This window comes from Kitasatospora sp. NPDC005751 (genome assembly GCF_040630835.1).
In the GTDB taxonomy this organism is placed as follows: Bacteria; Actinomycetota; Actinomycetes; order Streptomycetales; family Streptomycetaceae; genus Kitasatospora.
Map to the genome: position 1 here is coordinate 1 of NZ_JBEXYC010000025.1, position 12,687 is coordinate 12,687.

3 protein-coding genes are annotated in these 12,687 nt (G+C 77.1%); 2 read left to right on the plus strand and 1 reads right to left on the minus strand.

The genetic code is table 11. The features are described 5' to 3' along the window. Both ABZ497_RS22050 and ABZ497_RS22055 read left to right on the plus strand, forming a co-directional pair. Positions 1–4,230, plus strand: a 4,230-nt coding sequence (locus ABZ497_RS22050; protein WP_359807696.1) for an SDR family NAD(P)-dependent oxidoreductase, incomplete at its 5' end; no start/stop codon positions are given. A gap of 80 nt (positions 4,231–4,310) precedes the next feature. Beyond that, positions 4,311–10,850 (plus strand): type I polyketide synthase, encoded by a 6,540-nt coding sequence (locus ABZ497_RS22055; protein ID WP_359807699.1) that lies wholly within the window; start codon positions 4,311–4,313, stop codon positions 10,848–10,850. A 74-nt stretch (positions 10,851–10,924) separates the two neighbouring features. Here ABZ497_RS22055 and ABZ497_RS22060 read toward each other — a convergent pair whose 3' ends face one another. Beyond that, complete coding sequence (locus tag ABZ497_RS22060) at positions 10,925–12,619, minus strand: fatty acid CoA ligase family protein (protein ID WP_359807702.1); 1,695 nt, start codon at positions 12,617–12,619, stop codon at positions 10,925–10,927. Between the last annotated feature and the right edge of the window lie 68 nt (positions 12,620–12,687).

Sequence of the window (12,687 nt, forward strand, 5' to 3'; positions counted from 1 at the left end):
GCCTCGCACACCTCGCAGGTGGAGCGGTTGCGCGAGGAACTGCTGGCGGTGCTCGCGCCGGTCGAGCCGGGACCGGCCGAGGTGCCGTTCTACTCCTCGACCACCGGGAAGACGATGGAGGGGCGGGAGCTCGACGCCGCCTACTGGTACGCCAATCTGCGGCAGCCGGTGGAGTTCGAGGCCGCCACCCGGGCGCTGCTCGACGACGGCCACCGGGTCTTCGTCGAGGTCAGCCCCCATCCGGTGCTGACCACCAGCATCCAGGACACCGTCGAGAGCGCGGAGGCCACGGCGACGGTGACGGGCACGCTGCGCCGCGACGAGGGCGGGCCGGAGCGCTTGCTGGCCTCGGTGGCCGGGCTCTGGGCCGCCGGTGTCCCGGTCGACTGGAGCGCCGCCACCGCCGGCGGCCGCCCGGTCGAACTGCCCACCTACGCCTTCCAGCGCCGCCGTTACTGGGTGCGGACCGCGGCGGACGAGCAGGGCGGCTCGGCCGTCGGCCTCGGGCTGGGGGACGCCGGCCATCCGCTGCTCGGCGCCGTGGTCGCCCCGGCGGGCGGTGACGGCCTGCTGCTCACCGGCCGGCTGTCGCGGCGCGGCCACCCGTGGCTCGCCGACCACGCCGTGCGGGAGACGGTGCTGCTGCCGGGGACGGCCTTCGTCGAGCTGGCCGTCCGGGCCGGTGACGAGGCCGGCTGCCCGGTCGTCGAGGAACTGGTCATCGAGGCGCCGCTGGCGCTGCCCGAGCGGGCGGCGGTCGGCATCCAGGTCGCGGTCGGGGACGCCGACGACACCGGACGGCGCACGGTGACCGTCCACGCCCGCCCGGGCGAGGGGCGGCCGTGGACCAGGCACGCCTCCGGGACCCTCGCCCCGGCCGACCCCGTGGAGGAGCCGGCCGACCTGGCCGTCTGGCCCCCCGCCGGTGCGGTCGCGGTGGACACCGCAGGCTTCTACGAGAGCCTCGACGAGGCCGGGTACCGCTACGGACCGGCGTTCCGCGGCCTGCGGACCCTCTGGCGGCGCGGTCCGGAGCTCTTCGCCGAGGTCGGCCTCCCGGAGTCCGAGCGCGCCGGGGCCGGGCGCTACGGACTGCACCCCGCCCTGCTGGACAGCGCCCTGCACGCCTGGGCGCTCCAGGGCGTCGGCGGCGCCGCCCGGCTCCCCTTCTCGTGGAGCGGGTTCCGCCTGCACGCCTCGGGCGCCACGGCGCTGCGGGTCCGGCTCGTGCCGACCGGTGAGGACAGCGTGTCGCTGCTGGTCGCCGACGAGGACGGCCGTCCGGTGGCCTCGGCGGCCTCGCTGCTGGTCCGGGAGATCCCGGGCGGCGCGCTCGCGCAGCGCGAGGCGGTGGCCCCCGACGCGCTCTTCGACGTGGCCTGGCAGCCGCTGCCGCTCCCGGCCGGACCGGTCGCGCGGACGGCGCGGATCCTGGTCACCGCGGCGGGCGACGCCGACCCGGCCCGGGCCGTCCGGGACGCCGTCCGGCACGCACTGACGGAGGTCCGGGCCAGGCTGGCCGAAACCCCGGCCGACGCCGGCCCGCTGGCCGTGGTGACCCGCGGTGCGGTGGCCGCCCGGGCGACGGACGGCGCGCCGGACCCGGTGGGCGCCGCCGTACTGGGGCTGCTCCGCTCCGCCCAGGCCGAGCACCCCGGCCGGTTCGTCCTCGTCGACCTCGACGACGATCCCGCCGCCCCCGGGCTGCTGGACGCCGCCGTCGCCACCGGCGAGCCCCAACTCGCGGTCCGCGACGGCGTACTGCACGCCCCCCGGCTGGCCCGGGCGGTGGCGGCCCGGGGTGAACTGGCACTGCCCGACCCGACTGAGCTGCCCGACCCGTCTGAGCGGCCCGACCCGCCCGCCTGGCACCTGACCGCCGACGCGTCGGGAACCCTGGAGGGCCTGGCGTTCGCCCCGCACCCCGAGGCGCTCGCGCCGCTGGCCGCCGGTGAGCTGCGGATCGCGGTCCGCGCGGCCGGACTGAACTTCCGCGACACCCTGGTCGCGCTGGGGATGTACCCGGACCCGGGGGCGTACCTCGGCGGCGAGGGCGCCGGGGTGGTGCTGGAGACCGGCCCGGGGGTGACCGGCTTCGCCCCCGGGGACCGCGTCCTCGGCATGCTGCCCAAGTCCTTCGGACCGGTCGCGGTGGCCGATGCCCGGCTGGTGGCCCGGATTCCCGAGGGCTGGTCGTTCGCCGAGGCGGCGGCCATGCCGGTCGCCTTCCTGACGGCCTACTACGCCCTGTACGAGCTGGCCGGCCTGCGCCCCGGCGAGTCGGTGCTGATCCACGCCGCCGCCGGCGGCGTCGGAACGGCCGCCGTGCAACTGGCCCGGCACCGGGGCGCCGAGGTCTACGGCACGGCCGGCCGGGGCAAGTGGCCGGCGCTGCGCTCGCTCGGCCTCGACGACGACCGCATCGCCGACTCGCGGACCACCGGCTTCGAGCAGGCGTTCCTGGCGGCCAGCGGCGGGCGCGGGATGGACGTCGTCCTGGACTGCCTCGCGGGGGAGTTCGTCGATGCCTCGCTGCGCCTGCTGCCCCGCGGCGGGAGGTTCGTCGAGCTGGGCAAGACCGACGTCCGCGCCGCCGGTGAGGTGGCTGCCGCGCACCCGGGCGTGACCTACCGGGCGTTCGACCTGGTGGCGGCCGCCGGACCGGACCGGATCCAGCAGATGCTGGCCGAACTGGTGGACCTCTTCGAGCAGGGCGTGCTGTCGCCGCTGCCGACGACCTGCTGGGACGTCCGGCGGGCACCCGAGGCCTTCCGGCAGCTGAGCCAGGCCAAGCTGGTCGGCAAGGTCGTGCTGACCGTCCCCCGGCAGCTGGGCCCCGAGGGCACGGTGCTGGTCACCGGTGGTACCGGCACGCTGGGGTCGCTGCTGGCCCGGCACCTGGTGACGGCGTACGGGGTGCGGCATCTGCTGCTGGTGGGCCGTGGTGGCCCGGCGGCCGAGGGTGCCGGTGAACTGGAGGCCTCGCTGCGCGAACTGGGCGCCGAGGTGACCATCGCGGCCTGCGACACCGCCGACCGCGACGCGCTGCGGGAGCTGCTCGCCGGGGTCCGACCGCCACTGAGCGGCGTCGTGCACACCGCGGGCGTGCTCGACGACGGCGTGGTGGAGTCCCTGACCGCCGAGCAGCTGGACGCGGTGCTGCGGCCCAAGGCCGACGCGGCGCTCGCGCTGCACGAGCTCACCGCCGGTGAGGACCTCGCCGCCTTCGTCCTCTACTCCTCGGCCGCCGGTGTCTTCGGCAGCCCCGGGCAGGCCAACTACGCGGCGGCCAACGCCTTCCTGGACGCGCTCGCCGCCCGGCGGCGGGAGGCCGGCCGGCCGGCGCTCTCGCTCGCCTGGGGGCTCTGGGAGCCCCGCAGCGGGATGACCGGACACCTCGGCGCGAGCGACCACGGGCGGCTGGCCAGGAGCGGCGCCCTCGGGATGACCCCGGAGCAGGGCCTCGCCCTGTTCGACGCCGCGGTCCGGCTGGACCGGTCGACGCTGGTGGCCGCGCCGCTCGACCTGGCCGGCCTGCGCGAGCGCGGCGGGGACGTCCCCCCGCTGCTGCGCGAGCTGGTCGCCCCGGCGCGCCGGACGGCCGGCACCGGCCGGCCGGAGGACGGTTCGCTCGTCCTGCGACTGACCAGGCTGCCCGCGGCCGAACGCACCCGCGTCCTGCTGCGGGCGGTCCGGGGCCACGCCGCCACCGTGCTCGGCCACGACGGGCCGGACCTGGTGGGGGCGGACCGCCCCTTCAAGGACCTCGGCTTCGACTCGCTGACCGCCGTCGAGCTGCGCAACCGGCTGAACACGGCGACCGGGCTGCGGCTGCCCGCCACCGTGGTCTTCGAGAGCCCGAGCGCGCGCGAACTCGCCGAGCGGCTGCGGCGGGAGCTCTTCCCCGACGGGGAGGCGCCCGGGGCCGGGGCCGCCGCGGTGCCCGGTACCGGCGCCGACGAGGACGGGATCCGCCGGACCCTCGCCGCGCTGCCGCTCGACCGGCTGCGGGAACTGGGCCTGCTCGACGTGCTGTTGGGCCTCGCCGAGGAGGCCCCGGCCCCCGCAGCGGCCCCCGGGCCGTCCCCCGAGCCGTCCCCTGTCTCGGCACCCGACCCGACGTCCGACCCGACGTCCGACCCGGCGCCCGTCGCGGAGGACGAGCTCGACCGGCTCGACGGCATGGACGCCGAAGACCTGATCGCCCGCGCGTTCGGCAGCGCGACATGACGCCGCGCCCCGACCGCCCGGCCGGTCCGCCCGCCCGGGCCCCGCATGCCGACCGACCCGGAACCGCCAGTGGAGGAAAGATGGCTGAGACCCAGGACCGCCTCGTCGAAGCCCTGCGGCTCTCGCTGAAGGAGAACGAGCTGCTGCGCCGGCAGAACGCCGAGCTCGCCGACCCCGCGCCCGAACCGATCGCGATCGTGGGCATGGCCTGCCGCCTCCCGGGCGGGGTGCGCACCCCGCAGGACCTCTGGACGCTGCTGACCGACGGCGCGGACGTGATCGCCGACCTGCCCCGGGACCGCGGCTGGGACATCGACGGCCGGTACGACCCCGACCCGGACGTGCCCGGCACGTTCTACGTCCGGCAGGGCGGCTTCCTGACGGACGTCGCGGAGTTCGACGCGGAGTTCTTCGGCATCTCGCCGCGCGAGGCGCTCGGGATGGACCCCCAGCAGCGGCTGCTGCTGGAGACGTCCTGGGAGGCCGTCGAGGCGGCGGGCATCGACCCGCACTCCCTGCGCGGCAGCCGGACCGGCGTCTTCGCGGGCCTCGGCTACCACGACTACGGCACCCGGCTGGGCCGGGTGCCGGACGGGCTGGAGGGCTACCTGGGCAACGGCCGCTCGGGCAGCGTCGCCTCCGGTCGGGTCTCCTACACGCTCGGGCTGGAGGGGCCGGCCGTCACGGTGGACACGGCCTGCTCGTCCTCGCTGGTCGCGCTGCACCTCGCGGCCCGCTCGCTGCGCCAGGGCGAGTGCGACCTCGCCCTGGCCGGCGGGGTGACGGTGATGTCCACCCTGGACGGCATCCTGGAGCTGGCCCGCCAGCGGGCCCTGGCCCGTGACGGCCGCTCCAAGGCGTTCGGCGCCGGCGCCGACGGCATGAGCATGGCCGAGGGGGTCGGCCTGCTGCTGGTGGAGCGGCTCTCCGACGCCCGCCGCCTCGGCCACCCGGTGCTCGCGGTGCTCCGGGGCAGCGCGATCAACCAGGACGGCAGGTCGAACGGCCTGACCGCGCCGAACGGCGCCGCGCAGCGCCGGGTGATCCGGCAGGCCCTCGCCGAGGCGCGGCTGACGCCGGACCAGGTCGACCTGCTGGAGGCGCACGGCACCGGCACCGCGCTGGGCGACCCGATCGAGGCCGTCGAGCTGCTGGCCACCTACGGCCAGGGCCGGCCGCAGGAGCACCCGGCCTGGCTGGGCTCGGTGAAGTCGAACCTCGGCCACACCCAGTTCGCCGCCGGTGTCACCGGGGTCATCAAGGCCGTCCTCGCGATGCGGCACGGGGTGCTGCCGAAGACCCTGCACGCGGACGAGCGGACCGGGCAGGTGGACTGGTCGTCGGGTGCGGTGGAGCTGTTGACGCGGGCGCGGCCGTGGCCGGAGACGGGGCGGCCGAGGCGTTCGGCGGTGTCCTCGTTCGGGATCAGCGGGACCAACGCGCATGTGGTGCTGGAGCAGGCACCGCCGGAGCCGGCGGAGTCGGCGGAGGCGAGCGGGGACGGTGTAGTGCCGTGGCTGCTGTCGGGTGGTGACGAGGGCGCCCTGCGGGCCCAGGCCGGCCGGTTGGCGGCGCATCTGCGGGAGCGGCCGGAGCTGGGCGTGCGGGACGTCGGCCACGCGCTGGCGGTCACCCGGGCGGCGCTGCCGGAGCGGGCTGCGGTCCTGGGCGCGGACCGGGCGGCGCTGCTGCACGGCCTGGACGCGCTGGCCGAGGGCCGGCCCGCCGCCGCGGTGGTCCGGTCCGCCGTCACCGAGCACGACGGCACCGTCTTCGTCTTCCCGGGCCAGGGCTCGCAGTGGCTCGGGATGGGTGTCGAGCTGCTGGCGGAGTCGGAGGTCTTCCGGGCCCGCATGGCGGAGTGCGCCGAGGCGCTGAAGCCCTTCGTCGACTGGGACCTCCTGGACGTCCTGCGGGGCGCGCCCGGCGCGCCGTCGCTGGACCGGATCGACGTCGTCCAGCCCGTGCTGTTCTCCGTCCTGGTGTCGCTGGCGGCGGTCTGGCGCTCCTACGGGGTGGAACCCTCGGCCGTGGTGGGGCACTCCCAGGGCGAGGTGGCGGCGGCCTGCGTGGCCGGCGTGCTGACGCTCCCGGACGCCGCCCGGCTGGCCGCGCTGCGCAGCCGGGCCCTGGCCCGACTGGCCGGACGCGGTGGGCTGGCCCCGGTGTTCCTGCCGGTGGAGCAGGTGCGCGAGCGCCTGCGGGCCTGGGAGGGCCGGCTCTCGGTGGCGGCCGTGAACGGGCCGGGCACCGTGGTGGTGTCGGGGGACCTCGACGCGCTGGGCGCCTTCGTGAAGGACTGCGAGGCGGACGGCGTCCGGGTCCGCCGGGTCCAGGCGGGCGTCGCCTCGCACGGGCCGCAGATCGATCTGGTCCGGGACGAGCTGGCCGGGGTACTGGCGCCGGTCGTGCCGGGCCCGGCCGCGATCCCGTTCTACTCCTCGGTCACCGGGCGGCTGATGGAGGGGCGGGAGCTGGACGCCGCCTACTGGTACGCCAATCTGCGCCGGCCGGTGGAGTTCGAGGCCGCCACCCGGGCGCTGCTCGACGACGACCACCGGGTCTTCGTCGAGGTCAGCCCCCACCCGGTGCTGGCGGCGAGCATCCAGGACACCGTCGAGAGCGCGGAGGCCACGGCGACGGTGACGGGCACGCTGCGCCGTGACGAGGGCGGGCCGGAGCGCTTGCTGGCCTCGGTGGCCGGGCTCTGGGCCGCCGGAGTGCCGGTCGACTGGAGCGCCGCCACCGCCGGCGGCCGCCCGGTCGAACTGCCCACCTACGCCTTCCAGCGCCGCCGCTACTGGCTCGACGCCGAGCCGGAGGAGGAGCCGGAGCCGGGCGGCCGGCCGCTCGCGGACCAGCCGTTCTGGGCGGCCGTCGAGCAGGGCGACATCGAGGCCCTGGCCCGCGCGCTCGGCGCCGGACCGGACGGCGGGGCGGCCGTCGACGCCCTGGCGCCCGCCCTGCCGCTGCTCGCCGCCTGGCGGCAGCGGCAGCGGACGCTGTCCGTGGTGGACGGCTGGCGGTACGTCATCGACTGGCAGCCGCTGCGCGAGCCGTCCGGGCCGGCCCTGTCCGGCACCTGGCTGGTGGTGGCCCCGGCCGGTGACACCGGTGACCCGTGGGCCGCCGAGGCCGAACGCGCCCTCGCCGAGCACGGCGCCCGGGTGCTGCGGATCGCGCTCGACCCGGCCGCGGACCGCGCCGGGCTGGCCGACCGGTTGCGCGAACTCGCGGGCGGGCCGGAGCCCTTGGCGGGCGTGCTGTCGCTGCTGGCGCCGGCCGGGCAGCCGCACCCCGAGCACCCCGCGCTGTCGGTGGGCCTGGTGCTCACGCTGACCCTGGTGCAGGCGCTCGGTGACGCCGGTGTCGCGGCCCCGCTCTGGTGCGCGACGCGCGGCGCGGTCACGGTCGGCGCCGCCGACCCGCTCGACAGCCCCGGCCAGGCCGCCCTCTGGGGCCTGGGCCGGACGGTCGCCCTGGAGCACCCCGACCGCTGGGGCGGCCTGGTCGACCTGCCCGGGCAGCCGGACGACCGGGCGCGCGCCCGGCTGTGCGGCGTGCTCGCGGGTATCGCCGACGAGGACCAGGTGGCCGTCCGGGCCGGCGGCCTGTACGCGCGCCGGCTGGTCCGCGCGTCGGCCCCGGCCCCCGGGGCGGAGGTCGCAGCGGGGGCCGGGGCCGAGCCGGGGACGGCGGCCGAACCGGCCGGCTGGCGGCCGCGCGGCACCGTCCTGCTCACCGGCGCCACCGGGGCGGTCGGCCCCTATCTCGCCCGCTGGCTGGCCCGCAGCGGGGCCGAGCACCTGGTGCTCACCAGCCGCTCCGCCGCCGGCGGTCCGGCCACCGACGCGCTGCGGGCCGAACTCGCGGCCACCGGTACCAGGTTGACGGTCACCGCGTGCGACGTCGCGGACCGGTCCGCGCTCGCCGCGCTGGTGGCCCGGCTGGCGGCGGACGGCACGCCGGTGCGGGCCGTCGTGCACGCGGCCGCCTTCATCCGGCTGAGTTCGCTGGACGCCACCACCCCGGCGGAGTTCGCCGAGGTGGTCGCGGCCAAGGCGGATGGCGCCCGCCACCTCGACGAGATCTTCGACCGGGACGACCTGGACGCCTTCGTGCTCTTCTCGTCCGTCGCAGGGGTCTGGGGCAGCGGCGACCACGGCGCCTACGCGGTGGCCAACGCCTACCTGGACGCCCTCGCGCAGCAGCGCCGGGCCCGCGGGCTGCGGGCGACCTCGGTCGCCTGGGGGCTCTGGAACACCCCGGACCGCTGGGGCCCCGAGGGCCCGTCGAAGGAGGCCGAGCGCCGGCTGTTCCGGCAGGGGCTGCCGCTGATGGACCCCGAACCGGCCGTCGCCGCCCTCCAGCAGGTGCTGGACCGCGACGAGACCTTCGTCGCCCTGGTCGACGTGGCCTGGGACCGCTTCGTGCCGACCTTCGCCTCCGCCCGGTCGCGGCCGCTCCTGGACGCCATCCCCGAGGCCCGCCGGGGCCGCCGGAGCGAGCAGCCGGAGCCCGGGCACGCGGCGGACGCGCTCGCCCGGTGGCGCGACCGCCTGGCGGGCCGCCCGGCGGCGGAGGCCGACCGGGAGCTGCTGGAACTGGTCGCCGGGACGGTGGCGGCGGTGCTCGGCCACGACTCGCCCGAGGCGATCGCGACCGGGCGGCCCTTCCGCGAACTCGGCTTCGAGTCGCTGGCCTCGGTCGACCTGCGCAACCGGCTGAACGCCGCGACCGGCCTGCGGCTGCCGACCACCGTGGTGTTCGACCACCCGACGGTCCGGGCGCTCGCCGACCGGCTGCGGACCGAGATCCTGGGGGAGTCGCCCCAGGTGGCCGAGCACCCGGCGCCCGCCGGTGCCGCGGCCGGGGACGACCCCGTCGCGATCGTGGCGATGAGCTGCCGGCTGCCGGGCGGCGTCCGGACGCCCGAGGACCTCTGGCAGCTGCTCGACGCCGGTACGGACGCCGTCTCCGGGCTGCCCACCGAGCGCGGCTGGGACCTCGCGGGCCTCTACCACCCGCAGCCCGGACGCCCCGACACCACCTGCACGCGGGAGGGCGGATTCCTGCACGACGCCGCCGAGTTCGACCCCGGGTTCTTCGACATCGGCCCGAGCGAGGCGCTGGCGATGGACCCGCAGCAGCGGCTGCTGCTGGAGGCCTCCTGGGAGGCCGTCGAGCGGGCCGGCATCGACCCGCACGCCCTGCGCGGCAGCCGAACCGGCGTCTACATCGGCTCCCGCTACCAGGGCTACGGCGCCCGGGCCGAGGTCACCGACGAGCTGTCGGCGCACCTCGGTCTCGGCGACGTGATCAGCATCCTCTCCGGCCGGGTCTCCTACACCCTCGGCCTGGAGGGCCCGGCGGTCACCGTCGACACGGCGTGCTCGTCCTCGATGGTCGCCCTGCACCTGGCCGCCCAGGCGCTGCGCCAGGGCGACTGCTCGCTCGCCCTGGCGGGCGGGGTCACCGTGATGTCCTACCCCTCCGAACTGGTCGGGCTGAGCCGGCTGGGCGAGCTGTCGGCGGACGGCCGCTGCAAGTCCTTCTCGGCGGAGGCCGACGGCATGGGGATGGCCGAGGGCGTCGCCGTCGTCCTGCTGGAGCGGCTGTCGGACGCCCGCCGGCAGGGGCACCCGGTGCTGGCCCTGGTCCGCGGCTCGGCCGTCAACCAGGACGGCGCGAGCAACGGGCTCACCGCGCCCAACGGGTCCGCGCAGCGGCGGGTGATCCAGCAGGCCCTCGCCAACGCCGACCTGACGCCCAATCAGGTCGACGCGGTGGAGGCGCACGGTACCGGTACGGCGCTGGGCGATCCGATCGAGGCCACCGCGCTGCTGGCCGCCTACGGCGCCGGCCGCTCGCCCGAACGGCCGCTCTGGCTGGGCACCATGAAGTCCAACATCGGCCACACCCAGTCGGCGTCCGGCGTGGCCGGAGTGATCAAGATGGTGCTGGCCATGCGGCACGGCGTGCTGCCCAGGACCTTGCACGCGGACCGGCCGTCACCACAGGTGGACTGGGAGGCCGGCGCGGTCCGGCTGCTGACGCGGGCGCGGTCCTGGCCGGAGACCGGTCGGCCCAGGCGGGCCGGGGTGTCCTCGTTCGGGATGAGCGGCACCAACACCCATGTCGTGCTGGAACACGTGGCCGAGGACGCCCCGGACGCCGGGGGCGCTCCGGCTCGGCAGCACGGGCCGCTGCCCTGGGCACTGTCGGGCCGCACCGCGGCCGGGCTGGCCGCCCAGGCGGCGCGCCTCGCCGCCTTCCTGGAGTCCGGGGCCGAGCCGTCCGCCCTGGACGTCGCCTTCTCGCTGGCCACCGGCCGGGCGGGCCTGGAGCACCGCGCGGTGGTGTTCGCGGCCGACCGGGAGGGGTTCCTCGGCGGGCTCAAGGCGGTGGCCGAGGGGGCGCCGGCCGAGAACGTGATCGACGGCCGGCCGGAGGCGGACGCCGCGGCCCCGGCGACCGGGACGGCCGGCGAACTGGAGGCGCTCGCCCGGCGGTGGGTGCGCGGCCAGGACGTCGACTGGCGGACCGCCCTGCCGGGCGGGCGGCGGGTGGACCTGCCCACCTACGCCTTCCAGCGCGAGGCCTTCTGGCTGACGCGCTGACGCGCTGACCCCCCGGCACCCGCGCGGGCCGGTCCGGACGGGAGCACCGTCCGGACCGGCCCGCGCGGTTCGGCTCAGGTGCGGGCGGCCGTCTGCCGCTCGGCCCAGCCGGCCAGCTCCTCGCGCCCGATCTTCGCGTTGTGCCGGATGTCGACCGGGAACCCCGGGTGCCGCAGGAACTCGCGCAGCCCGGCCGTCAGCGGCCGGTCGGCGCCGAGCCGGCGCAGCTCGGTCAGCAGCTCCGGCCACTGCTCCTCGGAGACGCCGTCCTCGGTCTCCACGCACACCACCGGGCGCTGGGCCCCGGGGGCCCCGATGCCGACCAGCGCGCTGCGCCGGACCAGCGGGTGCGCGTTGAAGACCCCCTCGCAGCGGACGGTGTGCAGGTCGCCCCCGGCGGTGCGCACCCGCTGGGCCCGGCGCCCGCAGAACCAGAGGCGCCCGGCGTCGTCCAGGTAGCCCAGGTCACCGGTCCGGTGCCAGGTCCGCTCGGGACCGTCGGCGGGCCGCTCGCGGATCTTGTACTGGGCGTTGGCGTCCGCGGTGGCGTGGTAGCGCGGGCTGACCACGTCCCCCGCCACCACGATCTCGCCGATCTCCCCCGCGGGGACCGCCAGGTCGTCCTCCCAGTCCGGCAGCGGGCCGTCGTCGACCCGCACCAGCCGCACCAGCGTCCCGTCGACCGGCCGGCCGACGCAGGTGCCGTCGCCCAGCGCGCCCCGGGCCGCCGTCTCGCCCAGGATCTCGGTGGACTCGATCGAGGAGATCGGCATCGCCTCGGTGGCGCCGTAGGCGACGTGGATCCCGGTCCGCTCGTCCAGCACCCGGCGCAGCGAGGCGACCAGGTCGGGCGGGACGGGTGCGCCGGCGGACACCACGCCGCGCAGCTCGGGCAGCGGGACGCGCTCGCGCTCCAGGTGGGCGGCGAGGACGCGGAACAGCGCCGGGGAGCCGAACACGGTGGACACCCGGAACCGGGTCAGGGCCGCCGTCAGCAGCTCCGGGTCCGCCTGCGCCACCTTGGCCGGCGCGATCGGCGCGAGCACCATGGTCGAGCCGTAGATGAGGTCGAACAGCCCCCAGATCGGGACGGTGACCAGGGATATGTCGTCACGGTCGCGCCCGTGCGCGGCGTGCATCTGGCGGGCCGTCGCGGTGGCCATCCGGTGGACGCTCTCGACGCCCTTGGCGGCCCCGGTGCTCCCGGTGGTGAAGGCGATCATCATCAGGTCGTCGCCGGTCACCGGCCGGGCCGGCGCCGAGCCGGAGCCGCCGAGCAGCCCGTCCAGGGTGTGGCCGCCCCAGAACCAGCGCCGGCCCAGCGTCACCTTGATCCGGACGGTCGCGAAGGTGCGGCGGCCGAGCACTCGGACGGCGTGCGCGACCGAGGGTCCGACGAAGGCCTCCGCGCCCACCGCGCGGTAGCAGTTGAGCATGCGCTTGATGCCCATGCCCGGGTCCACCACCACCGGTACCGCGCCGATCCGCAGCAGCGCGAAGACGAGGATGTACAGATCCGGTCCGGGCTTGGGCATCAGGATGGTCCGCATGCCCGAGGTGATCCCGATCCGGCTGAACCCGGCCGCCAACTCCTCGACCCGGCGTTGCAGTTCGCCGTAGCTGAGCTCGCGGTAGCGGATCGCGCCGTCCGGCTCCCGGCCGTCGGGGTGAATGATCGCGGTCTTCTCGGGGGAGGTGCGGGCGTGCCGTTCCAGGTAGTCGGCGAGACCGGCCTCGGCCTCGAAGGGGTGCCGGGGTGCGACGGTCATCGGCGGGCCGCCCGTCCGGCGGTGGCCTCGACTCCACGGTGGCGCCTGGCAGTCATCACTGGTTCTCA

Excerpts from the sequence above, each read along its gene's own strand:
- ABZ497_RS22060 (WP_359807702.1), bottom strand. The coding sequence starts at position 12,619 with ATGACCGTCGCACCCCGGCACCCCTTCGAGGCCGAGGCCGGTCTCGCC.
- ABZ497_RS22055 (WP_359807699.1), top strand. The coding sequence starts at position 4,311 with ATGGCTGAGACCCAGGACCGCCTCGTCGAAGCCCTGCGGCTCTCGCTG.